Genomic DNA, 26,466 nt, shown 5'->3' with positions numbered 1-26,466 from the left:
CTGAAAAAGTATTTGATTAAGCTGTGCCGGTAAAGTGCCGTTATACTATTTAAGTGCTATACATAAGTAAAGTATATTTTATATATGTATAGAATTAGGGTGGTAACGCGATTAATACTCGTCCCTTGTTTTAGGGGGACGAGTTTTTTAATACAAAAAATTAAAATGTAAATTAGTTAGGTTTAAATATTCTAACAAAATTTAGATAACAATTAATATGAAAGGGTGATACTATGTCAAAGTTTAAGTCATTAGTTGACTCTTCTGTAAAGCAAGCAGAAGCAGAAGTTTCTAAGTATTGGAATGATATAAACATACTTGAGAAAACTTTAGAAAAAGGGAAAAATGATCCAAGTTTCGTATTCTATGAAGGTCCTCCAACAGCAAATGGAAATCCAGGAATACACCATGTTATAGCTAGAACATTAAAAGACTCTGTTTGTAGATACCAAACTATGAATGGAAAGCAAGTAAAAAGAAAAGCTGGTTGGGATACACATGGTCTACCTGTTGAAATACAAGTAGAAAAGGAATTAGGTTTATCTGATAAGCAAGAAATAGAAGCTTACGGAATAGATAAATTTAATCAAAAGTGTAGAGAGTCTGTTTTCACTTATGAAAAACAGTGGAGAGATATGACTGAGAGAATGGCATACGAAATAGACTTAGATAATCCATATATAACTTTAGATAACAACTATATAGAATCTGTATGGTGGATATTAAACAAGTTCAACAAAGAAGGATATGTATACGAAGGTCATAAGATACTTCCATACTGTCCAAGATGTGGAACTGGTCTTGCATCTCATGAGGTTGCACAAGGATATAAAGAAATAAAAAATAATACAGTAATAGCTAAGTTTAAAAGAAAAGATGCTGAGGAATATTTCTTAGCATGGACAACTACACCTTGGACATTACCATCAAACGTTGCATTAACAGTAGGTCCTGAAATAGACTATATAAAAGTTAAGCAAAATGATGAAGTTTACTATGTTGCTAAGGCTTTAGCTAACAAGGTTTTAGGTGAAGACTACGAAGTATTAGAAGAAATGAAAGGTAAAGATTTAGAATACATAGAGTATGAACAATTAATGCCTTTTGTTGAAGCTGATAAAAAAGCATTCTTCTTAACTTGCGGAGACTACGTTACAACTGAAGATGGTACAGGTATAGTACATACTGCACCAGCATTTGGTGAAGATGACTACAACTTAGGTAGAAAGTATGATTTACCAGTACTTCAACCAGTATCTGAAGCAGGTAAATTTACAACTACTCCATGGGAAGGAAAATTCGTTATGGAAGATGGAGTAGATGTTGAAATAATAAAATGGTTACACGGTGAAAATAAATTATTTAGCAAAGAAAAAGTAGCTCATAATTATCCTCACTGCTGGAGATGTCAAACTCCACTTTTATACTACGCTAAGCCAAGCTGGTATATAGAAATGACAAAATTAAAAGACCAATTAATAGCTAACAATAAGACAGTTGAATGGTATCCAAACTTCGTTGGTGAAGGTAGATTTGGAAACTGGTTAGAAAACTTAAATGACTGGGCTATATCAAGAAGTAGATATTGGGGTACTCCACTTAATATATGGAAGTGTGAATGCGGACATAGAGATTCTGTAGGTTCAAGAGAAGAATTAGCTCAAAAAGCTATAGAAGAAGTAGATCCTAAAACAGTAGAACTTCACAGACCATATGTTGATAATATACATCTAAAATGTGAGTGCTGTGGTAAGCCTATGACAAGAGTAACAGATGTTATAGACTGTTGGTTTGACAGTGGTTCAATGCCATTTGCTCAACATCATTACCCATTTGAAAACAAGGAAAACTTTGAAGAGTTATTCCCAGCAGATTTCATCTGTGAAGGTATAGACCAAACTAGAGGATGGTTCTATTCATTACTTGCTATATCAACATTTGTTATGGGTAAAGCTCCATATAAGAGAGTTTTAGTTAATGACCTTGTTTTAGATAAAGAAGGTAAGAAGATGAGTAAGTCTAGAGGAAATACAGTAAATCCATTTGAGTTATTTGACCAATATGGAGCAGATGCCTTAAGATGGTACTTATTATACGTATCTCCACCATGGACTCCAACAAGATTTGATGTTGATGGATTAAAAGAAGTTCAAAGTAAGTTCTTAGGAACTATGAAAAATGTATATAACTTCTTTGCATTATATGCAAATACTGATAATATAAATCCAACTGACTTCTTTGTAGAATACAAAGATAGACCAGAATTAGATAGATGGATATTATCTAAGTTTAACAACTTAAAGAAAGAAGTAGAAGAAAACTTAGAGATATTTGAATTAAACAAAACAGTTAGAACTATTCAAGAATTTATAAATGAAGATTTATCTAACTGGTATATAAGACGTTCAAGAAGAAGATTCTGGGCGACTGAATTAACTGAAGATAAAAAATCAGTTTACAACACAACTTATGAAATATTAACAGAGCTTTGTAAGCTTATAGCTCCATTTACTCCATATATATCAGAAGAAATATACAGAAACTTAACTAATGAAGTTTCAGTACATTTAAGTACGTATCCAAAAGCTAATTTAGATTTAATAAACAATGAATTAGAAGAGAAGATGGACTTAGTTAAAAACCTAGTTACATTAGGTAGAGCATCGAGAGAAGCTACAAGAATAAAGGTACGTCAACCAATACAAAAAGTATTAGTAGATGGTAAGTTTGAATCTACTATAAGTGACGTTGTAGACTTAATAAAAGAAGAACTTAACGTTAAGGAAGTTGTATTTGCAAAAGATTTATCAGAATACATGAACTTTAGCTTAAAACCAAACTTTAAAGTTTTAGGACCAATACTTGGTGCTAACATGAAGTTCTTTGCTGGTGCATTAAATAAATTAAATCCAAATGAAGTTGTTCCTAAATTAGAAAATGGTGAAAGTTTTGCTGTTGATATAAACGGAGAAAGCTTTGAGTTTAACAAAGACCATGTTTTAATAAACATATCAGCTAAAGAAGGATTTAATGTAACTATGGAAAACAACTTATTTGTTATATTAGATACAACATTAACAACACAGTTAATAGAAGAAGGATATGCAAGAGAATTTATATCTAAGATACAACAAATAAGAAAATCTAATAACTTTGATGTTTTAGATAACATAGTTATAGAATTTAATTCAGATGATGAAATAGCTAAAGCTGTAGAAAATTATGATGAATATATAAAATCAGAAACATTAGCTGTAGAAATAAATAGAGTAGAAGATGAAACTTTAGAAAGTCATAACTTAAATGATCATATGACTGGAATAAAAGTTATAAAGAAATAATTTTAAAAAGTACCTCAATATGAAATATTTCATATTGAGGTACTTTTTTGTAAAACTTAATTAAAAGTTTTTTTAAATTAGTTAGATTAAAAATACTATTAAATTTAAAATACGAAATTATATTAAAAATATTTAATAATGTAAGTATAAAGATGAGTATTAGTTAAAAAAAATTAAAAAAATATACAAAAAAACATAAAAAATGAAATTAAGTTAGAAAAAAACATTAAAAGTTGCTTTAAAAGTTAAAGTATAAATCATTAAAAAAATTTTAAAATAAAATAAAAATAAGAGAATAGATTAATAAATTAGAAGTTTCAGAAAAATTATGAAATCGTTGTCGTGATGTGTTAGAATAAGTTAAGTAATTATGGAATATAAATAGGGGAGGAAAAGTATGGATGTAAGTGTAAAATCACAAAAGAAACAAAAACAAGGCTTCATGGACAAAATAGAGAAGCTTGGTAACAAATTACCACACCCAGTGCTAATGTTTATATACATAGCAGCATTTGTTTTAGTTTTATCAGCAATACTAGGAAGTTTAGGGGTGGTAGCTAAAACTCCTTTAGGTGATTTCCCAATAAACAATTTATTAGGGCAAAAACCAATAGAGGTGTTAAAAGTAGGGGCAACAGGAACAGAAGTAGCAGAAAGATATTCAAATGGTCTTTCTTATGTTATAGGAACTGCGATAGCTAACTTCATGAACATGTATGCAATAGGTACTATACTTATAATAATGTTAGCAATAGGACTTATGGAACAAAGTGGATACTTAACAATGGCAATGAAAAGTATAGTTCAAGCTACACCTATGAAATTAGTTACTCCAGTTGTAATATTCTTAGGGGTTATGTCTAATATGGCATCGGATGCAGGGTATGTTGTATTAATACCACTTGCTGCATTAATGTATTACACATTAGGAAGAAATCCTATAGCAGGTCTTGCAGCAGGATTTGCAGGGGTTTCTGGAGGATTCAGTGCAAACTTATTTGTTAGTTCAACAGATGCATTACTATTACCATTTACTCAAGCAGCAGCTGAGACTGGTGATGCTATGGCAGGTACTCAATTAGCATCAACTTTATCAGTTACAAGTAACTGGTTCTTCATGATGGCATCTACATTCTTAATAATATTAATAGGAACTATAGTTGTAGATAAGTATATTGAGCCTAGATTAGGTAAATATAATAGAGCAGAAGCTGAAGTTGAACCAGAACATGAAATAACTCCAGCAGAAAAAAATGCTTATAAATTTACAAATAAAATAATGTTAATATTATTTGCTTTAATAATATTAACAGCTTTACCAATAGATAAAAATAATACTATACCTTTAGTAGGTGATTTATCAACTACAGTAGAGTTATGGGGGAAAGATGCACAAGGTAACCCGGCTTTAGTTGCGCCAGATGGATTCTTAAACTCTATATTCTTTAAAGGTGATATGGTTATAATGATAATGTTCGTTATATTCGCTGTAAGTGGATTAGTATACGGATTTAAATCAGGTAAGTTCAAAAAAAGTGCAGATATAGTACCAGCAATGGTTAGAGCAATGGCAGATATGGCTCCAATAATAGTTATATTATTCTTTGTTGCTCAATTTATAAACTACTTTAACGATTCTCACCTAGGAGTTTTAGTTGCATCATTAGGAGCTAAATTAGTACAACAAATACCAGAAGGAAGTATGTTCATGAGTATAGTATTAATGGTTGCATTTATATTCTTAACTGCATTTGTTAACTTATTCATGGGAGGAGCTTCATCTAAGTGGGGACTTCTTGCTCCAATATTTGTTCCAATGTTAATGGTTGCAGGGTTTACACCAGCAGGTGTTCAATTAATATACCGTATAGGTGACTCTTCAACAAATGTAATATCTCCATTAATGAGCTACTTAGGGGTTATAGTAGTATTTGGACAAAAATATAAGAAAGATTTCGGAGTAGGTAACTTAATAAGTACAATGATGCCAATAGCTATGGCATTCTTAATAGGATGGACTTTATTTGCTATAGTATGGGCTTTAACAGGATTACCTATAGGACCTAAAACGGCGTTCTTTATATAAGGGGTTTAAAATTAACTACATATAATATTTTATAGAAAGAGGTAAAGTTAAGTTTATGCTTAAATTTACCTCTTTTTTATATTCACTCAAAATTATTAGGTTACTTAATCATGTAAAGTTATAAAATACTAAATATATAGATTAAAAAACTGGATTTAAAAATATTTCAAGGTTAAATTTAAATAAATATTTAAATTTAAGGTGAAACAAAAAACAATGTAAAAATAGATAAAAAAAACTAAATAATAATAAAAAGCTGTATAAAACTAAATTTTCTGAAAAAAAATATTATATTTACGTTAAAAAAAAAAGAATATATAATTAAATTGTAAGATAAATGAAAAGGGGTACCGAAGTACCTATTCTATTAGGGGGATACAATATGTTAGGGACAAAAAATATGAGATTACATCATGATCCACATATAAATGGATGTTGTGGAAATGGGGAAGAAAATTGTTGTGGAAGTCATAATCATGACCATATACATTTACATACACACGAACATGGACATGAACATGAACATATAAATGGATTAGGACATGACCACAATCATGAAGATGGTTTTACAGGAGTTCATACACATGACCATAATCATACACATGAGCATGGGCATGACCACAGTGGTGAACATGGGCATAGCCATGAATAGATAGTAAAAATTAAATAATTGATAAAAATAAAGCCATGAAGGTTTAAATTACAAAGATTTATTTGATATATCTTTGTAAAAACTCATGGCTTTTTGTAATGTAATTAGTAAATTTATGGTAAATTAAATAATAGTGTTTATATAAAAACATACTTAGGGGGAAAATAAAAATGATAAAAAGTAAAAGTTTAAGAAGGTTTTTAGCAGTATTAATGGTGGCAGGAATAAGCTTAAGTATAGTAGGATGTTCATCAGACAAAAAAGAAACTAGTCAAAAACCAGAAACACAAGTAGCAGAAAGTAATTTTACACCAGTAGAATTTACGTATTCAGATGGAGCAAAGGATTATAATGTTAAAGTAGAAAAACCAAGACAAAAGGCAGTTACATTATCTCAATTTATGACAGAAATGTTATTAGCCCTTGATTTAGGAGATAAAATGGTAGGAACAGCTCTTTTAGATAACCCAATACTTCCAGAGTTTGAAAAAGCTTATAATAAAATACCAGAACTTAAAGTTGGAGAAGGACATTCTATATCAAAAGAAGGATTTATAGCAACAGGTGCAGACTTTGTTAGTGGATGGGACTCATCTATAAATGAACAAACAACAGGAGCACCAGAGGAGTTAATAGAAAAAGATATAACTCCATTTATGGCAAAATCATATAATCCAGATGCAACAGTGGAAACTGTATACGAAGACTTTGAATTATTAGGAAAAATATTTGGAGTAGAAAATAAAGCAACTGAAGTAGTAAATAAAATAAAAAGTGACATAAAAGCTGTAACTGATAAAGTTGGGGAAATAAAAGAAGAAGATAGAGTAAAAATGATGGTATATGATTCTGGTGAAAAGGATGCTATGGTAGTAGGAAGTGGTCTTGCAAACAACTTAATAGAATTAGCTGGCGGAAACAATGTATTTGGAAAAGATGCAGATAAACCATACATAAATGTTTCTTGGGAAAGCATAGTAGCTAAAAATCCAGAAGTTATATTAGTAACTGACTTTTTAGCTGGTCAACCAGCTAAGGAAAAAATAGATTTCTTAAAGAGTCACCCAGCACTTAAAGACGTACCTGCAATAAAGAATAATAAAATATATGTAGTAGGATTAGCTGATTTATCTCCAGGTGTTAGAAATCCTAAGCTTATAGAAGAAATGTATGGATACTTCTTTGAGGAATCTAAATAATGCAAGCTAGTATAGAAAACTCAAGAAACCTTTCTAAAAAGAAAGGTTTCTTGTTTTGGACTATAGCTTTAATAGTATTATTAGCAGGTACAATAGTTGGAGCAATAGCTATAGGAAGTACATATATAGAACCTGGAGAAGTGTATAAAATTTTATTAAACAAGTTGTCAAATGGAATGTTATTTAGTGGTGTTGGAGAAGTCATGACCCATAATATAATATGGGAAATTAGATTTCCAAGAGTTTTATTAGGAGCAATATGTGGAGCTGGTCTTGCAATATGTGGAGTATTAATGCAATGTGTAACCAAAAACCCTATAGCAGAACCGTATATATTAGGAATATCATCTGGTGCATCATGTGGAGCCGTTGCTGTTATTGTTTTAGGAGGAGTTTCATCTCTTGGAATAAATAGTATAACATCAGGTGCATTTGTAGGTTCTATTATTTCAGGAGTGTTAGTATTTGCAATAGGCACACAGATGGGAAAAACAACATCAACAACAAGGTTAGTCCTTACTGGTATGGCAATATCTACAATATTTTCAGCACTTACTAATTTACTTATATATTCAGCAGATAACTCAAATCAAGCTAAAAATGCACTTTTCTGGACTGTTGGAAGTTTAGGAGGAGCTAAATGGGATGTTTTATTAATTCCATTTGTGGCATTATTAATAGTAATGATAGTAGCTTTTTTAATGTCTAAGTCTTTAGATATATTACTTCTTGGAGATGATAGTGCTATAATACTTGGTATAAATGTAAAACTTATAAAATCAATAATACTTATATTAGCAACATTTTTAACATCTACATTGGTTGCGATAACTGGAGCCATTGGATTTATAGGACTTGTTGTTCCTCATGTATGTAGAACAATAGCTGGTAGTGATCATAAAAAGTTAATAGTACTTTCTGCATTAGTAGGCTCAATATTTTTAATAGCATCAGATATTGCCGCAAGGGGTCTTTTCCCACCAATAGAAATACCAATAGGTATAATAACTTCGTTAGTCGGAGGACCGTTCTTCTTGTATTTAATATCTAAGAAAAACTATTCATTTGGAGGAAAAGAATAATCATGAAGGTACAGGTTAAAAATTTAAAGTTTAGTATAGATAAAAAAGAAATATTAAAAGATGTATCTTTTGATGTTCCTAAAGGTTCCTTTGTAGGAGTAATAGGTCCAAATGGTTCTGGAAAATCTACATTGCTTAAAAATATATATAGGCTTTATAAACCATCAGGTGGGAATATATTATTAGATAATAAAGATTTATCTACCATGAAAGATAAAGAGTGTGCAAAAGAGATTGCAGTTCTTGCTCAAGAAAGTAGCTCACAGTTTGATTTTACAGTTGAGCAAATAGTGAAAATGGGTCGTTATCCATATAAGTCTATATTTGAAGATTATTCAAAAGAAGATTTAAAAATGGTTGAAGATATGTTAAAAAAGGTTGGGTTAGATAACTATAGTGAAAGAAGTTTTTCTAATTTATCAGGTGGAGAAAAGCAAAGGACCTTAATTGCTAGAGCATTAGTTCAAAATACTGATTTTTTAATATTAGATGAACCTACAAATCATTTAGATATAGGATATCAAATACAACTTATGGACTTGGTAAAAAGTCTTAATATAACTACATTATCTGCAATACATGATATGAACATAGCATCTATGTATTGTGATTATTTAATTGTCATGAAAGACGGACAGATAATAAAATTTGGGAAAGTAGAAGAAGTTATAACATCAAAAATGTTAAAAGAAGTATTTGGTGTTAATGCATATGTAGGTATAAATCCTATAAACAATAAACTACAAGTATCATTTATGCATAGTCATGACCATGTAAACGGAGTAGGTCATGACCATGTTCACGAAGATGGCTTTACAGGTAAGCATACTCATTACCATGAACATGTATACTAATAAAATTAAGTGTATATATTAAATACAATAATATCACTATATTATATAGTTGACAAATTAAGTTTTTATGAATATCATAGTTTATATATAAATATTTAAATCCAGTGATAAGGATTAGTAATCAAGATATCTTTATAACAGAGAGTTAAGGGTGCTGAGAACTTAGCATAAAGTATTTGACGAATGGACCTTTGAGGAGTAAGGTGAAACACAATAGTGGATTAGCCAAAATCGTGACTGCACGTTATAGCAGGTATAAGTGATATACACTAGGTGTATATAATTTAGGTGGTACCGCGGAAAATATATCCGTCCTATTTATTTAGGACGGATTTTTTTATTGAAAATTTATAGAAAAAATAACTTAGGAGGAAATGTAATGAACAGAATAGGCATAATAGGTGCAATGGATGAAGAAGTAGATATATTAGTAGAATTAATGGATGTAAAAGAAAAGGTTGAAAAAGCTAGCTTAGTATTTTATAAAGGAAATTTAGAAAATAAAGATGTAGTAGTAGTAAGATGTGGAATAGGTAAAGTAAATGCTGCTTTATGTGCACAAATACTAATAAGCGAATTTGGCGTAGATGCAATAGTAAATACAGGCGTTGCGGGAGCATTAAATGCAGATTTAGATGTATATGATATAGTTATATCAACTGATGCTATACAATACGATTTTGATACAACAGTATTTGGAGATAAAAAAGGTGTAATACCAAGAATGAAAAACTCAACATTTGTTGCAGATGAAAGACTTGTAAATGCAGCATTTGAATCATCAAAAGAAGAAACTAAAACTCATAAAGTAGTTAAGGGAAGAGTAGTAACAGGAGATAAATTCATAAGTTCTAAAGAATTAAAAGAAGAATTAGTAAAAGAGTTTGAAGCATTCTGTGGAGAAATGGAAGGGGCAGCTATAGCTCATGTTTGTGAGTTAAACAAAGTTCCATTTGTAATAATAAGAGCAATGTCTGATAGAGCTGATGGAAGTGCAGATGTTGTATATGATGAATTTGTTAAGGATGCAGCTCATAACTCTAAAGATATAGTACTTAATATGTTAAGATCAATATAATAAGAGGTGTTATTAATGAGCGAAAAGAAAATAATATTTAGTGGTGCTCAGCCATCTGGGAAAATGACTTTAGGAAATTATCTAGGAGCTATACAAAACTGGACAAAACTTCAAGATGAGTATGATTGTTTTTATAGTGTAGTTGATTTACATGCTATAACAGTTCCACAAGAGGCTAAAAATTTAAGAGCTAATACTATGGAATTACTTGCACAGTACTTAGCTTGTGGATTAGATCCAGATAAAAACACAATATTCATACAATCTCATGTAAGTGCACATACTGAACTTATGTGGATATTAAACACAATGACTTATATGGGAGAGTTAAGTAGAATGACTCAATTTAAAGATAAGTCACAAAAAAGTGAAGCTAACTTAAATGCAGGATTATTTACTTATCCAGTATTAATGGCAGCAGATATACTTTTATATCAAACAGATTTAGTTCCAGTTGGAGAAGATCAAAAGCAACACTTAGAATTAGCTAGAGACTTAGCAACTAGATTTAACAATAGATATTCACCAACATTTAAAGTGCCTGAGCCATATATACCAAAAGAAGTTGGTAGAGTAATGAGTTTACAAGAACCAACTAAAAAAATGAGTAAGTCAGATGAGAATGAAAATGCATTTATACTATTAGCAGATGATGCAGATACAATAAGAAGAAAGATAAAAAGAAGTGTTACAGATTCAGTAGGGGTTATAAAATATACTGATGAGCAACCAGGAATAAAAAATCTACTTGAGATATATTCAAAATTAGACAATAAATCAATAGAAGAACTAGTAAGTATGTATGAAGGCAAAGGTTATGGTGATTTTAAAGGTGATGTAGCTGAAGTTATAGTTGAATCTTTAAGACCTATAAGAGAAAAATATCTTGATTTATTAAATAATAAAGATTATTTAGAAAATGTTTATGCAATGGGTGCTGATAAAGCTGAAAGACATGCTAGAAAAACATTAAGAAAAGTATACAAAAAAGTAGGATTAATAGAAAGAAAATTCTTACCTAGATAATAATTCAAATTAAAGGATTATGTGTGAATTTAAATATATAAATTTATGCATAATCCTTTTCGTATTTTTAATCGAAAAAATCACATAATAAGTCTATATGAAAGTCATTCATAAAGGATGTGATGCACATTAAGTACAAAGAAAATAATGACCTTGATAAACAAAATCCTATAAATATGAGAGACCTTGATAAAGCTATGAATGAACTTAATATATGTGAAAAAACTACAGAAGATCTAGGAACTATAAGAAGATACCTAGAAAGATTAACTCTTATAATAGAAAGAAGTAGAATAAGAGAATATATGATGCTAACAGATAGCAAGAGAAGATTGTTCACAATAAATTTTATAGCAGGTTTAGGAAAAGGATTTGGTCAAGCCATAGGTCTATCAATACTTGCTGCATTTGTTTTTTACCTATTAAGTAAATCGGTGGATTTACCTGTAATAGGAGAGTATATAGCAAGATTAATGGATATAGTAGATGAATATAGAAGGAGGTAATATATGAATACTCAAAAGTACAAAGAAGAACTACTAAAAGAAAAAGAAAAGTTATCAAGTTTAATAAATGAAATGCAAGATAATACAGTATTTGGAGATACAAGTGAGCACACTAGTGAAAAGTATACATCTGGAGAATTATCTAGTTATGATAATCATTTAGCGGATATAGGGACAGAAGTATATATGCAAGATATGCAAAATAGTTTAACGATTCATGAAAAAGGTAGATTATTTAATGTAGAAAATGCTTTAAATAAAATAGAGAATGGAACTTATGGTATATGTGATATATGCAAAAATAATATTGAAGCTGATAGATTAGATATACTTCCAGAAACAAATTTATGTAGTAAATGTGCAAAACACCAACCAGATATGCATCTAACTAGCAGAGAAGAAGGTCAAAATTTAATAAATGAAGGTCCTATATTTTATGATGAAGTATTATTAAAATTATATGAAATGAACAAAATGCCAAAGGAAGAGTCTGATAAAGACTAATATATGATGAAAAAAATACTATATGTTATTTGTATATCTGCAATTTTTGTATTTGGAGTGTTTAAATTAGAAAATGTAAATACAATAGAAGCTAATAATTTAACTAGCGACAATTTTAAAGAATATGAAGATATAATAATAAAAAAAGGAAGAGATGATAAAAAAGTAGTAGCATTAACCTTTGACGATGGACCAGATGAAGATTTTACTCCACAAATACTAGATATACTTAAAAAATATAATGTAAAAGGGACTTTCTTTGTAGTAGGAGAAAAGGTAGGATATAATGGTGACATAGTAAAAAGAGCATTTAAAGAAGGACATGAAATTGCTAACCATACATTTACTCACATAAATGTATCTAAAAAATCTTATGATGAAATAAATAAAGAGATTATAGATACTCAAAATATAATAAAAGAAACTATAGGTGAGTATCCAACATCATTTAGACCTCCATATAGAGCCGTATCTAAAAATATGTGTGATATAATAAAAAACAATGATATGGATATAATACTATGGTCAAATATAGACCCTAGAGACTGGTCTAACCCAGGAGTTGATTATATAGTTAATACAATTACATCAAAGGTTGAAAATGGAAATATAATACTTTTACATGATTATAATAAAGTGAGAAGTAAAACTTCACAAACTATACAGGCATTAGATATGTTTATTCCTAAACTAAAAGAAAAAGGATTTGAGTTTGTTACTATACATGAACTCAAAGATAGTCTAGATAAAGATCGTGAAACGCAAAAACAACAATAGGCTTCCAATAAGGGAGCCTTTTTTTGTATAATATAATATATATAAAATTTTGGGAGGAAAAAATATTGGCGTACATATTAATGATAGCTGTATTGATAGGAATAGATCAACTTTCTAAATTATGGGTATTAGGGCACCTAAAAGGAATAGGTAGTATACCAATAATAGAAAATGTGTTTCATCTAACTTATGTAGAAAATAGAGGAGCAGCTTTTGGAATGTTGCAAAATAATCAAATCATATTTATAATAGTTGCATTAGCGGCATCTATATTTGGGTTATACTACTTAAATACTAATAAGAATTTAAATTTATTAGGAAAATCAAGTATAATACTTATAATATCTGGAGCCTTAGGTAACTTAATAGATAGAGTAAGACTTGGATTTGTAGTTGACTATTTTGATTTTAGATTTATATGGGAATACGTATTTAATATTGCAGATGTATTTGTAGTAGTAGGAACTATAATGCTATGCATATATATTTTATTTTTTGAGGAAGAAAAGCAGGTGAAGTAATGGACGAAATAAAAGAATTTTTAGTTCTTGATGAAGAAGAGGGAGATAGATTAGATGTATATTTATCTTCTCAATTGGGAGATATGTCAAGAAGTTATATACAAAAGATAATAAAAGACAAAAAAGTTAGCGTAAATGGTAAGACTGAAAAAGCTAAGTATTTAGTCAAAGAAGATGATAAAATAATTATAGAAATACCAGCACCAAAGTTACTAGAGGTATTACCACAAGATATACCTATTGATATAGTTTATGAAGATAGTGATGTAATGATAGTTAACAAACCTCAAAATATGGTAGTTCATCCAGCACCAGGGAACTATGAAGGAACTTTAGTTAATGCAATATTATATCATTGTAAGGATAATTTATCATCTATAAATGGAGTAATAAGACCTGGCATAGTTCATAGAATAGATAAAGATACATCAGGACTTTTAATGATAGCTAAAAATAATAATGCTCATAATTCTTTAGCAGAGCAATTAAAAGACCATTCTATAACTAGAGAATATGAATTTATATGTCATGGTGTAGTAAAAGAAGATAAAATAACTGTAGATAAGCCAATAGGAAGAAATCCTAAAGATAGACTTAAAATGGCAGTGGTTAAAGATGGAAAGAGAGCTGTTACTCATTTTGAAGTTGTTGCTAGATATGAAAACTTTACACATATGAAAGCAAGACTTGAAACAGGAAGAACTCATCAAATAAGAGTTCATGCTTTATCTATAAACCATCCTCTTTTAGGAGATCCTGTATATGGGCCTAAAAATAATAAATTTAAAGTGGAAGGTCAAACATTACATGCTAAAAAGATTGGTTTTATACACCCAACTACTAAAGAGTATATAGAATTTGATTCAGAATTACCTAAATATTTTAAGAATATAATCAATAAACTTAAATAGGTCTTGAAAAATATATGATATAGATATATAATATAAAAAATAAAAGAAATACCTTTAAGTGATACAGAGATATCATAAGGCAAAAGCTATATAAATATATAATATATCAAATTGTATTAGTTGATTAAATTTATTAATTTTACTGATACTTAATTAGAATATATAAGCTTCTTGTCTTGTGATAAGAAGCTTTTTTAAACAAAAATTTTATATAATAGGAGGTCACCGATGATAGAAAAGGCCCAATTAATGGATGAAAAAGCAATTGGTAGAGCTATAACAAGAATAAGTCATGAAATAATAGAAAGAAACAAAGGTATTGAAGATATAGTTTTAGTAGGTATAAAAACTAGAGGGTTACCTATAGCTAATAGGATATCTAAAAGAATTGAACAGATAGAAGGAAGTAAGGTTAACACAGGAGAAGTGGATATAACTTTATATAGAGATGATTTAAAAGAAGTAGATATAGACCCTGTAATAAATGGTTCTAATATAGACTTTGATATAAATGATAAGAAAGTTATACTAGTTGATGATGTATTATATACAGGAAGAACTGTAAGAGGTGCACTAGATGCAATAATGGATATTGGTAGACCAAAATCTATACAGCTTGCAGTATTAGTTGATAGAGGACATAGAGAATTACCTATAAGAGCAGATTATGTAGGAAAAAATGTACCAACATCAAATAAAGAAATAATATGTGTTAAACTAGTAGAAATAGATAAAGAAGATTCAGTAACAATAAATGAATAATAAGATACACTATAATCAGAAAATAAAATAGTGCCTTTTAATTCAGTACAGAGAGACTGAAAAAGGGAGAAATATTTCTCCCTAAAAAATTTATGGGAGGTTTTTTTATGAAAAAAACAGTAATGTCATTACAACATCTATTAGCAATGTTTGGAGCAACAGTGTTAGTTCCTATATTGACAGGATTTAATCCTGCAGTAGCAATATTTTGTGCAGGTGTAGGAACTTTAATATTCCATGCTTGTACAGGTGGAAAAGTACCAGTATTTTTAGGTTCAAGCTTTGCGTTTATACCAGTAATATTAGCAGCTAAAGAAGCTTATGGCGGAGATTTAGCTTATGCTCAAGGTGGTATAATGGTAGCGGGACTTATATATGTAATAATGTCTTTTGTAGTTAAAATGGTAGGAATAGATAAAATAAAGAAATATTTCCCACCACAAGTAACAGGAGCTATGATAGGTGTAATAGGTCTTAACTTATTACCAACAGCATTTAATATGGCTTCATCAAACTTATTAATAGCAATAATAACTTTAGGAATAGCATTTTGTATAAATAAGTTTGCAAAAGGATTTATAAAGCAATTAGGAATATTAATAGCGGTTATTTCAGGATATGTAATATGTTTAGTAATGGGATTAGTAGATGTATCTACAATAACACAAGCAAGTTTAGTTGAGATACCAAAGTTTACATTACCAAAGTTTAGCTTAGAAGCTATAGTAATAATAGCACCAGTAGTTTTAGCCGTATTTATGGAACATATAGGAGATATGACTACAAATGGAGCAGTAGTTGGTAAGAACTTCATAGAAAACCCAGGATTAAATAAAACTTTACTAGGAGATGGTTTAGCAACTATGGTAGCTGGATTCTTAGGGGGTCCTGCAAATACTACGTATGGAGAAAATACAGCAGTTTTAGCTATAACTAAAAACTACGATCCTTCTTTATTAAGAAGAACAGCAGTATTTGCTATAATACTTTCTTGTATAGGTAAGTTTGGGGGATTCTTACAAAGTATACCTCAAGCAGTAATGGGTGGAATAAGTATATTATTATTCTCTATGATAACTTTTGTAGGATTTAAAACTATAAAAGATGGAGAGTGTACTAAAAATAAAAATAATATAATAATAATAGCAACAATAATGATAATAGGACTTGGAACTACTTATTTAGGAAATAAAGGTATAGTAATAGGTATACCTATTACTGAAACTGTATCTATAACGGGTCTTAGTTTATCAGCTATAGTTGGAGTTATATTAAATAGAATATTAAATAATAGTGAATTTAAAGTAAAAGAGGATACTAAAAATGTATCTCCACAAGCTACAATAGTATAATATATATAAGTAAAAAGCTATAAAGTTTGAAATTATCCAAACTTTATAGCTTTTATTTTTTTATAAGAATTTAAACTTTTTTATACTTAATAATAAGTACTAAAAAATGAATGATATACAAATAATGATTGTATGTATATGAAAAAACTATAAAAAATAGAAAATAAAAGCAAAAGTATAGACAAATTATAATCTGTATTGTAAAATAAAAACCTATTGTCGAACGAAAAACTAAAATTTAAGATTAAAGTTCAATAATTTTTAGGAGGAGTTTATGAAGTTTAAAAAGTTAATATCAATAACATCATCAGTAGTATTGTCAGCAACATTGCTAACTGGATGTTCATCAAAAAACGAAAAGACAAATTCGAATCTTTCAGTAGGGATAGTGTTAGGAGAAGGAAGTATAACTGATCAATCATTTAATCAGGCTACATGGGAAGGATTACAAAAAGCTAAAGAAGATTTTAACATAGATATAAAATACTTAGAATCACCACAAGAATCTGATTATATACAAAATATAGAAACATTGGTAGACCAAGACACTGATTTAATAATAGGTGTTGGATACCAATTAAAAGATGCGATAAAAGAATCAGCAGAAAGTTACCCAGAACAAAAATTTGCATTAATGGATGAAACATATGATAAAATTCTAGAAAATGTTGTGCCTGTAATATTTAAAGAAGAAGAAGCAGCATACTTAACAGGAATAATAGCTGCTAAGATGACTAAGACTAATAATGTAGGATTTATAGGAGGAATGCCAACTCCAGCTATAAGTAAATATCAATATGGATACAAGTATGGAGTAGAAACTACTAACAAAGAGGTAAAAGTAGCACAGCAATATGCAAACTCATTTAGTGATCAAGCAAAGGGTAAATCAATAGCTAAGCAAATGTATGCTTCAAATGTAGATACAATTTTATCAGCAGCAGGGGATACAGGAACAGGTGCTATAGAAGCAGCTAGAGAAAATAATAAATATGCTATAGGTGTTGATAGAGACCAAAGTTATTTAGCTCCAGATAATGTAATAACATCTGCACTAAAGAAATTAAACGTAGCATCTTATGATTTAGCTAAATCATTAGTTGAAGGAAACTACAAAGGTGGAGAAGCTCAAGTTTATGGATTAAAAGAAGGTGCAGTAGGTATACCAGAAAACACTAATAAGCTTGTACCTCAAGAAATAATAGATTATGTAAATAAACAAGCTAAAAAAGTTATAGATGGAGAAATAAGCGTTCCAAGAACAGAAAAAGAATATAATGATATGATGAAATAAATAAAAAAGCCTTATGTAAATTCATAAGGCTTTTAATATTTTTAATAAAAAGTTTAGGCGCAAAGATTTAAAACTTATTTTAATTTTCTTTTATTCTAAGCTTTGCAACAAGCTCATCTGTAGGAGTTACATACATTGTGTTATTAGTTTCATATATTACCATACCAGGTTTTGCTCCATTAGGTTTTTTGACATTTTTCTTTTTTGTATAATCAACAGGAACTTGTGCAGACAATTTTGATTTACTAAAGTATGCAGCAAGCATAGCACCTTCGTATAAAGTTGTTTCAGGTATATCTTTAGAATCAGATTTTATAATAACATGAGAACCAGGTATATTTTTAGTATGCATCCAGATATCATCATTACTTGCAATTTTTAAAGTAAGGTGGTCATTTTGTTTATTATTTTTACCTACTAATATTTTAAATCCATCACTACTTAAAAATTCATGAGGCTTAGTTGTAAGCTTAGTTTCTTTTTTATTTTTACTAGATGATTTTAGATAACCAACTCTACCTAGCTCTTCTCTTATATCAAGTAGCTCTGCAAGATTTTCACAGTTTTCTATACTAAGCATTATATTTTCTAAATACTCTATTTCATCTTTAGTTATATCTATTTGATGAGTTATTTCTATTTTAGCAGTTTTCATCTTAGTATATTTTTTAAAGTATTTCTGAGCATTCTCAGAAGGCGTTAGATTTTTATTAAGTTTTATTTTTATAGTTTTATATTCTGGGTCGTAGAAGTTTTGAACCTCAATACTTTCCATACCTTTTTCTATCATATAGATATATGAAGTTATAAGCTCTCCATAAATCTTGTATATATCAGCATTTTCAGATGCTATTAATTCTTCATTTTGTTTTTTTAGTTTATTGTAAAGTCTATCTAACTTTATAGAAATACTTTTTCTTAAATCAGAAGACCTTTGATGAATTCTGTCTTTTATATCTTTAGTTTTATAGTAATATTCGATTATATAAGACATACTATCATTTTTAATAAAAGATAAATCATTAAATATCGTTAAATCTACGCAACTAAAATCTATAATTTTATCGATATTTTCATCTACTACAACACATGGAGAGTAGATATTATTTTTCATATCTTTAAATAAACTTTTAAATTCCTTATATAAAGATGTTAAGTCATCAAAAGAATACTCAGATGTACTTAAATTTTCATTTATGTTTGCTCTATGACAAATTTCCTTGGAAATAACAGGGCTTATTCCTAAAAATCTAGAGTAAATAGACTTGTATAGGTTGCCATTAAAAGATTTTAATTCTTTTATAAATTCATCTTCAGATATATCATCTAAAGGATTTAATTTGTCCTGAGCGGGAGGTAGGTTGTAAGTCATACCTGGAAGTATTTGTCTAACTCTACTTATGCTAGGAGGTATTCTCTTTGCTGAGTCTATTATTTTATTATCACTTGAATGAGTAAGTATTATATTACTGTGTCTACCCATTATTTCTATATATATATCCTTTGTAGTTTTTTCCTTCAACTCATCAAGAGACTCTACACTTATTCTTATTATTCTTTCAAAACCTACCTGAGATATATTTACTATATTACCTCCTTGTATATGTTTTCTAAAAAGCATACAAAACATAGGGGCATTTATAGGATTTTCTTTTTTATAATCTTTAGCTAAATATACCCTTGGATTTGAGGCACTAGCACTTAATACTAACTTAAAGTTCTCCTTATTATTTCTTATATGTAAAATAACTTCATCGTTTTCAGGTTGGTATACTTTATCTATTTTACCTCCTAAAATCTTTGATTGTAACTCGTTTACTATAGAATGTATAACTAAACCATCTAAAGCCATAATAATCGCTCCTTTCTTAGATGAACAATATATAATAATTATTACATAATATAAGTATATTGTGAATATTTATCAAAATTAATTAAAGAAAGTATATAATTAATTATAAGAGGATAAAAACAAATTTTATATCTATATAATTTCCCTTTCTTATTAATATATTGTATAATATTAAGTTAGGGATTAAATTAGAGGGGGATAGTATGAAATTTTGGAAATTACATGGTATAGGGAATGATTTTATAGTTATAGACCAAAGGTTTAATCAATATGATGAATGTGAAAAAATAGCTAAAAAAGTATGTAATAGAAAGTTTTCAGTAGGTGCTGATGGGCTTTTAATTGTTAAGGAATCCAATATAGCAGATGTTAAGATGTTATATTATAATTCTGATGGATCAATAGCATCTATGTGTGGAAATGGGCTTAGATGTTTTGCTAAATATGTTTATGATAATGAGATAGTAGTAAAAGAAAATTTAAAAATAGAAACCCTTGATGGGATAAAAGAAGTAAATATAAACAAAGAGGATAATATAACAAGCTTAGTAAAGGTTAATATGGGAAGTGGAAGCTTCTTGTGTAAAAATATATCTATGATTCATACTATGGAAACTTTCTTAGAACAAAAGGTAAAAGTAAAAGATAAAGAATTTATAGTAAGTTCTATGTTAATGGGAGTTCCTCACACTGTTGTTTTTGTAGATGATATAGATCTAAATGATGTACATAAATATGGAAATGAAATAGAAAAAAATAAAATGTTTTTAAAAGGCACTAATGTAAACTTTGTAAAAATTGAAGATAATAATAATATAAAAGTAGCTACTTGGGAAAGAGGATGTGGTTATACTTTAGGATGTGGTACAGGAATGACAGCATCTGCAGTCATAGGAAATTTTTTAAGAAAATTAGATAAAAATGTATATGTAACATCACAAGGTGGATGTGTAAAAATAGATATAAATGAGGACTGTATATATATGACAGGACCTGCAGTTAAAATATGTGAAGGTATTTTGGAGGTATAATATGGCAATAAGTATGACTGGCTTTGGTAGAGGAGAATATAAAGATGATAACTATTATTTTTTAATAGAATGTAAGACTATAAACCATAAATATGCAGATATAAATATAAGATTACCAAGAAAGATATCATTTTTAGAAGAAAAGGCAAGAAACTTAATAAAAAATTATGTAAAAAGAGGTAGAGTTGATTTATATATAAAGCTTGACGTATTAGGTAGTGAAGATGTAAACTTAAAATTCGATGAAGTATTAGCTAGTCAATATGTAGGAATATTAAATCAAATAAAAAATAAGTTTGATTTAATAGATGATATAAGCGTTATGAATATAGCTAAATTTCCTGATATAATAAAAGCTGAAGAAAAAGAAGAAGATGAAGAGTTTTTATGGGAAATGCTTAAAAAATCTTTAGAAGAAGCTTTAAGTAATTTAAAAGAAATGAGAATAGAAGAAGGTAAAAAATTAGCAGAAGATGTTATAATGAGATGTGACCTTCTTAAAAATTATATTGAAGAAATTGAAAAGTATTCATATAATGTTGTTATTGATTATAAAGAAAAATTAAATACTAGAATATCTGAGATACTAGAAAATCCTAGCATAATAGATGAAAATAGATTAGCACAAGAAGTTGCAATATATGCAGATAAAAGTAGTATAACAGAAGAAATAGTAAGATTTAAAAGTCATATAGAACAATTAAAAAAGACTATAGTAAAAGACGAATCAATAGGAAGAAAGATAGATTTCTTAATCCAAGAAATGAATAGAGAAACAAATACAATAGGATCAAAATCATCAGACTTAAGTATAACTAATTTAGTAGTAGAAATTAAATCTGAATTAGAAAAAATAAGAGAGCAAATACAAAATATAGAATAAATAATAATAAAATGTATAATAATGAAACTTATATATCAGAAAGGAAGATAGTAATGCTTAAGAAAAAAGGGCTATTATTAGTTGTATCTGGTCCATCGGGAGCTGGGAAAGGTACAATATGCAAAGAGTTACTAAACAAAAATCACGATATAAAATTATCTGTATCGGCAACAACTAGAAAACCAAGAAATGGTGAAGTCGATGGAGTTAATTACTTCTTTTTAGAAAAAGAAAAATTCCAAATGATGATAGATAATGGTGAATTTTTAGAGTATGCTCAAATTTATGACAATTTTTATGGTACACCAAAGGCTGCTATAATAGAATCTTTAGAAAATGGACAAGATGTCATACTAGAGATAGAAATGCAAGGAGCTAAGCAAATAAAAGATGTATATCCAGAGGGTGTATTTATATTTGTATTACCGCCATCTCTTGAAGAATTAAAAAATAGAATAGTTGGAAGAGGAACAGAAACAGAAGAAGAAATACACAAAAGATTTAGTTGTGCTTTTGAAGAAATAAACAAAATATCTGATTACGACTATTTTGTAGTGAATAAAGATGTAAATACATCAGTAAAAGAAGTAGAAAGTATAATACTAGCGGAAAAAAATAAAGTTAATAGATATAAAAATCATATAATAGCAAAATTCAAGGAGGAATTATAAAATGTTAAAACCATCAATAAATGAAGTATTAAACAAAATAGACAACAGATATTATTTAGTTGGAACAGTAGCAAAAAGAGCTAGAGAAATAATAGACGGTGCTGAAACTATAACAACTACAAAAACTAGAGATAACAAGCCTGTAACTATAGCTACTCAAGAAGTTGCTGATGGGAAAATAAGCTATAGATTATTAACTCAAGAAGAAATAGACTTAAACGAAGCTGAAAAGCACTTAGAACAAAAAACTACAGAAGAGGAGTAATTCTTATGCTAAAAGGTAAAACTGTTGTACTAGGAGTAAGTGGAGGAATAGCTGTATACAAGTCATTAGATGTAGTAAGTAGACTTAGAAAATTAGGTGTAAATGTTCATGTTATAATGACTAAAGCGGCTACTGAATTTGTAACTCCATTATCATTTCAATCATTAAGCCAAAATTATGTAGTTTGTGATATGTTTGAAGAACCAAAAACTTGGGATGTAGAGCATGTATCACTAGCTAAAAAAGCAGATGTATTTTTAATAGCACCAGCAACTGCGAACTTCATAGGTAAAATGGCTAATGGCATAGCTGATGACATGCTTACAACAACAGTTATGGCTACTAAGGCAAAAGTATTAATAGCACCTGCTATGAATACTAATATGTATGAAAATCCTGTGCTTCAAAGAAATATAGATATATTAAAGGAACTAGGTTGTAATTTTGTAGACCCAGAAAGTGGAAGACTTGCTTGTGGAGATACTGGAAAAGGTAAGCTAGCGTCACCAGAGATAATAGTAAATGAAGTTGTTAACTTACTTACACAAAAGCAAGATTTAATTGGTAAAAATATAATAGTTACTGCTGGACCTACAGTAGAAAGCATAGATCCAATGAGATTTATAAGTAATAGATCTACAGGTAAGATGGGATATGCAATTGCAACTCAAGCAGCAAATAGAGGTGCTAATGTAACTTTAATATCAGGACAAACTAATCTAGAAGCTCCTAAAAATATAAAAAAGCTTATAAAAATAGAAAGTGCTGAGGATATGTATAATGCAGTTTTAGAAAACTTAGATGATAATCAAGTTGTAATAAAAAGTGCAGCAGTAGCAGACTATAAGCCTAAAAACTATTCTAATAAGAAAATAAAAAAATCTGATGATGATTTATCTATAGAATTAGAAAGAAACAAAGATATAGCTTATGAAATAGGCAAGATAAAGAAAGATAAAATACTAGTTGGATTTGCAGCAGAAACTAACGACCTTATAGAAAATGCTAAAGGTAAAATAAAGAAGAAAAATCTAGATTTTATTGTAGCTAATGATTTAACTAAAAAAGGTGCCGGATTTGGTGTAGATACTAATATAGTTAAGATTATAGATAAAGATGGAAATATTACAGAATATCCAAAAATGAAAAAAGAAGAAGTGGCAGATGTTATATTAGATAATGTCAATAAGTTACTACAAAGATAAGCATCTATTAATTTAGATGCTTTTATTTTTAGCAATAGAAATAACTGAGTAAATAGATATTAAAAAGGACATAATCTAATTAATACGAGTAGGAGATAGATGTTTTATAATGAAAAAGTATGCAAAATTAGTAGTAAGAAGCAATACTATACATACAGACAATTTATTTACATACAAGTTTTCAAATCTTTTAATAGATGATTTAAAAATAGGTCATAGAGTTTTAGTTCCTTTTGGTCGAGGAAATAAACCTACAGAAGCCTTTGTCTTTGAAATAAATAATGAAGTGGAAGATAACATAAGATTAAAAGAAATTATAGATGTATTAGATAAAGAGCCTATATTTTCAAAAGAAGATTTAGAATTAGTAAGGTGGATGAAAAATAGATATCTGTGCACATATATAGATTGTATAAACTTAATATATCCAAAAGGATATAAACTAAATAATTATAAAGTTGCAGTTTTAAATAGTGATATAAGAAATTTAGACCAATTACAAATAAAAGATGTAATTAATTCATTAAATGAAGATGAACAGATAGTAGTAAATTCAATACTAGATAATAAAGGGAAGATAAAAATAGATAAACTAAAGTCTATAAAAAATATAAATAATATACTTTACAGACTTAATAAAAAAAATATAATAGATATTTTATGGGAATATAAAGACCATAAAAATGAAAAGAAAATATGCTATGTATCACTAGCTATTGATAGTGATTATATAGATGAATATATAAAAAATAATAAGATAACCCTAGGAAGTAAGCAAAAAGAAGTTATAAACTTTTTAAAGTACAATGATGATAGTGAAATAAATGATATAATGGAATTGTTAAATGTATCTAAAAAAAGCATAACATCATTATATGATAAGAATTTAATTAATTTAGAAATAAGAGATTATTATAGAAAGCCTAAAGATATATATAGTACGGATTACAAAGATATAAATTTAAATAAAGAGCAATTATATGCTGTTAACAAAATAACATCAGAGATGTTTGAAGAGAATAAAAAACCTTACATGATTCATGGAGTAACAGGTAGTGGTAAGACAGAAGTATATATGGAAGTTATAGATTATGCACTAAATCAAGGTCTAGACAGTATATTTTTAGTACCGGAGATATCTCTAACTCCGCAAACTATAGATAGATTAAAAAATAGGTTTGGAGATATAGTAGGAGTATTTCACAGTCAATTATCAGAAGGTCAAAAACATGATGTGTATAAAGCTATAAAAGCAGGCAAAATAAGAATATTAATAGGTGCAAGATCTGCATTATTTGCTCCATTTAAAAACTTAGGTGTAGTAATAATAGATGAGTTTCATGAGTCTTCATACAAATCAGAGAAAAATCCTAAATTTAGTACTATAGAAGTTGCTAGGTATATGTCACACAAGGAAAACATATCATTGATATTAGGTTCTGCAACTCCATCTGTTGAAGAATATTATAAAGCTTGCAATAAAGAGTATGAATTAATAGAAATAAAATCTAGAGCTAATAAAAGACCACTTCCTAAAATTGAAGTTGTAGATATGAAGATAGAGCTAAATAATGGAAACAAGAGCATATTTAGCATGAGACTACAACAAGAAATAGAAACTGCTATTAAAAATAATAATCAGGTAATATTATTTTTAAATAGAAGAGGTTATGCAAGTTTTGTATCATGCAGAAACTGTAGTTATGTATTTCAATGTGAAAATTGTGATATATCATTAACATATCACAAAAGAAATAACATAGGAAGGTGTCATTATTGTGGATATGAAAAAGAAATACCTCATGAGTGTCCAGAGTGTGGTAGTAACTATGTAAAACCTTTTGGAATAGGAACTCAAAAAATAGAAGAAGAGTTAAAAAATATATTCAAAGATGCAAAAATTCTTAGAATGGATAAAGATACTACTTCTAAAAAGGGTTCATTAGAAGAAATTCTTAATAAATTTAAAAATAAAGAAGCAGACATATTAATTGGGACGCAAATGCTAAGTAAAGGGCTAGACTTTGACAATGTAACTTTAGTAGGTATATTATCAGCAGATATGATATTAAATTTTCCGGATTTTAAAAGTTTTGAAACTACATTTCAGCTAGTAACTCAAGTTTCAGGACGAGCAGGAAGATCTGACAAAGAAGGTAAGGTTATTCTTCAAACTTATGATACAGACCACTATGCTATAAGAAGGGCCATAAATTATGACTATGAAGGATTTTATGAAGATGAGATAAAAATCAGAAAAGCATTTGGATATGCTCCTTTTAATAATATGGTCAGTGTTGTAATAAGCGGAGAAAATGAACATATAGTAAAGCAAAATGCTAAAAATATGTATGATTCAATTATTTATCTTCTTAAATCTAGGGGTATAAATAATTTTGATTTTATATTAGGTCCAAACCCATGTTCAATATCAAAAATTAATCAAAATTATAGATGGCAGATATTATTTAAGGATGAGGATATTGAAATAAATCTATTAAAAGGTATAATAAAATATATATGTATAACAAAACGAGACGTAGTGTTTAATAAAGAGGTTAATGTATCCATAGATATTAATCCCAACAACATATTATAAAATTTAGGAGGAGAC

General features: G+C 28.5%; 23 protein-coding genes and 2 other annotated features (1 of these 25 only partly in view). Of the genes, 22 read left to right on the top strand and 1 reads right to left on the bottom strand.

From position 1 onward, the window contains the following. Positions 1-129 (top strand) — a binding site (T-box leader); it begins 105 nt to the left of the window's first position. A gap of 104 nt (positions 130-233) precedes the next feature. The 16 genes from ileS to I4U89_RS07895 all read left to right on the top strand — a co-directional run bounded on the left by ileS (position 234) and on the right by I4U89_RS07895 (position 17,945). Then, positions 234-3,341 carry an isoleucine--tRNA ligase gene (gene ileS, locus I4U89_RS07970; protein ID WP_195939852.1) on the top strand — a complete coding sequence of 1,036 codons (3,108 nt, stop codon included), beginning with the start codon at positions 234-236 and terminating at the stop codon, positions 3,339-3,341. Positions 3,342-3,738: 397 nt separating this feature from the next. Then, positions 3,739-5,427, top strand: a complete 1,689-nt coding sequence (locus I4U89_RS07965; RefSeq protein ID WP_195939851.1) for an AbgT family transporter — start codon at positions 3,739-3,741, stop codon at positions 5,425-5,427. A 382-nt stretch (positions 5,428-5,809) separates the two neighbouring features. Beyond that, a complete protein-coding gene (locus I4U89_RS07960) occupies positions 5,810-6,079 on the top strand; it encodes a hypothetical protein (protein WP_195939850.1) in 270 nt (89 codons plus the stop codon). Between the two features lie 170 nt (positions 6,080-6,249). Then, entirely contained in the window at positions 6,250-7,278 is a 1,029-nt protein-coding gene (locus I4U89_RS07955; protein ID WP_195939849.1) for an ABC transporter substrate-binding protein, read from the top strand. Continuing rightward, entirely contained in the window at positions 7,278-8,360 is a 1,083-nt protein-coding gene (locus tag I4U89_RS07950) for a FecCD family ABC transporter permease (protein WP_195939848.1), read from the top strand. Before I4U89_RS07955 ends, I4U89_RS07950 begins: the two co-directional genes overlap by 1 nt. A gap of 2 nt (positions 8,361-8,362) precedes the next feature. Continuing rightward, positions 8,363-9,214, top strand: coding sequence for an ABC transporter ATP-binding protein (locus I4U89_RS07945; RefSeq protein WP_207744147.1), 852 nt, complete (start codon positions 8,363-8,365; stop codon positions 9,212-9,214). A gap of 95 nt (positions 9,215-9,309) precedes the next feature. After that, positions 9,310-9,534 (top strand) — a binding site (T-box leader). Between the two features lie 59 nt (positions 9,535-9,593). Further along, positions 9,594-10,292 (top strand): 5'-methylthioadenosine/adenosylhomocysteine nucleosidase, encoded by a 699-nt coding sequence (locus tag I4U89_RS07940; RefSeq protein WP_195939847.1) that lies wholly within the window; start codon positions 9,594-9,596, stop codon positions 10,290-10,292. A 15-nt stretch (positions 10,293-10,307) separates the two neighbouring features. Further along, positions 10,308-11,318 (top strand): tryptophan--tRNA ligase, encoded by a 1,011-nt coding sequence (trpS, locus tag I4U89_RS07935; RefSeq protein ID WP_195939846.1) that lies wholly within the window; start codon positions 10,308-10,310, stop codon positions 11,316-11,318. 122 nt (positions 11,319-11,440) lie between these two features. Next, entirely contained in the window at positions 11,441-11,824 is a 384-nt protein-coding gene (locus I4U89_RS07930) for a DUF5665 domain-containing protein (protein WP_195939845.1), read from the top strand. Between the two features lie 3 nt (positions 11,825-11,827). Next, positions 11,828-12,328, top strand: coding sequence for a TraR/DksA family transcriptional regulator (locus I4U89_RS07925; protein WP_195939844.1), 501 nt, complete (start codon positions 11,828-11,830; stop codon positions 12,326-12,328). 6 nt (positions 12,329-12,334) lie between these two features. After that, positions 12,335-13,105, top strand: coding sequence for a polysaccharide deacetylase family protein (locus I4U89_RS07920; RefSeq protein ID WP_195939843.1), 771 nt, complete (start codon positions 12,335-12,337; stop codon positions 13,103-13,105). Between the two features lie 65 nt (positions 13,106-13,170). Further along, entirely contained in the window at positions 13,171-13,626 is a 456-nt protein-coding gene (gene lspA / locus I4U89_RS07915) for a signal peptidase II (protein WP_195939842.1), read from the top strand. Next, positions 13,626-14,537, top strand: coding sequence for an RluA family pseudouridine synthase (locus tag I4U89_RS07910; protein WP_195939841.1), 912 nt, complete (start codon positions 13,626-13,628; stop codon positions 14,535-14,537). The genes lspA and I4U89_RS07910 overlap by 1 nt, the downstream gene beginning before the upstream one ends. Before the next feature lie 228 nt (positions 14,538-14,765). Next, positions 14,766-15,299 (top strand): bifunctional pyr operon transcriptional regulator/uracil phosphoribosyltransferase PyrR, encoded by a 534-nt coding sequence (pyrR, locus tag I4U89_RS07905; protein ID WP_195939840.1) that lies wholly within the window; start codon positions 14,766-14,768, stop codon positions 15,297-15,299. A gap of 107 nt (positions 15,300-15,406) precedes the next feature. Continuing rightward, positions 15,407-16,651, top strand: a complete 1,245-nt coding sequence (locus tag I4U89_RS07900; protein WP_195939839.1) for a uracil-xanthine permease family protein — start codon at positions 15,407-15,409, stop codon at positions 16,649-16,651. 274 nt (positions 16,652-16,925) lie between these two features. Continuing rightward, positions 16,926-17,945: a BMP family lipoprotein gene (locus I4U89_RS07895; protein WP_195939838.1), complete on the top strand. Its 1,020-nt coding sequence runs from the start codon at positions 16,926-16,928 to the stop codon at positions 17,943-17,945. A 79-nt stretch (positions 17,946-18,024) separates the two neighbouring features. On the opposite strand, the gene I4U89_RS07890 is transcribed toward I4U89_RS07895, so the two are convergent. Beyond that, positions 18,025-19,797, bottom strand: a complete 1,773-nt coding sequence (locus I4U89_RS07890) for an Rqc2 family fibronectin-binding protein (RefSeq protein WP_195939837.1) — start codon at positions 19,795-19,797, stop codon at positions 18,025-18,027. A 203-nt stretch (positions 19,798-20,000) separates the two neighbouring features. On the opposite strand from I4U89_RS07890, the gene dapF reads away from it, so the two are divergent. The 6 genes from dapF to priA all read left to right on the top strand — a co-directional run bounded on the left by dapF (position 20,001) and on the right by priA (position 26,451). Beyond that, on the top strand, positions 20,001-20,828 hold the full coding sequence (gene dapF, locus I4U89_RS07885; protein ID WP_195939836.1) for a diaminopimelate epimerase: 828 nt from the start codon (positions 20,001-20,003) through the stop codon (positions 20,826-20,828). A gap of 1 nt (position 20,829) precedes the next feature. Further along, on the top strand, positions 20,830-21,711 hold the full coding sequence (locus tag I4U89_RS07880) for a YicC/YloC family endoribonuclease (RefSeq protein ID WP_195939835.1): 882 nt from the start codon (positions 20,830-20,832) through the stop codon (positions 21,709-21,711). Positions 21,712-21,764: 53 nt separating this feature from the next. Then, complete coding sequence (gene gmk, locus I4U89_RS07875; RefSeq protein WP_195939834.1) at positions 21,765-22,382, top strand: guanylate kinase; 618 nt, start codon at positions 21,765-21,767, stop codon at positions 22,380-22,382. A gap of 1 nt (position 22,383) precedes the next feature. After that, entirely contained in the window at positions 22,384-22,647 is a 264-nt protein-coding gene (gene rpoZ, locus I4U89_RS07870) for a DNA-directed RNA polymerase subunit omega (protein ID WP_195939833.1), read from the top strand. Between the two features lie 5 nt (positions 22,648-22,652). After that, positions 22,653-23,852, top strand: a complete 1,200-nt coding sequence (coaBC, locus tag I4U89_RS07865; protein WP_195939832.1) for a bifunctional phosphopantothenoylcysteine decarboxylase/phosphopantothenate--cysteine ligase CoaBC — start codon at positions 22,653-22,655, stop codon at positions 23,850-23,852. A gap of 109 nt (positions 23,853-23,961) precedes the next feature. Then, on the top strand, positions 23,962-26,451 hold the full coding sequence (gene priA, locus I4U89_RS07860) for a primosomal protein N' (RefSeq protein WP_195939831.1): 2,490 nt from the start codon (positions 23,962-23,964) through the stop codon (positions 26,449-26,451). The last annotated feature ends 15 nt before the right edge of the window (positions 26,452-26,466 follow it).

It is taken from the genome of Romboutsia sp. 1001713B170131_170501_G6 (assembly GCF_015668195.1).
Lineage (GTDB): Bacteria > Bacillota > Clostridia > Peptostreptococcales > Peptostreptococcaceae > Romboutsia_C.
Note: the sequence above shows the minus strand (reverse complement) of the source record. Positions and strands in the feature narration are given on the sequence as shown.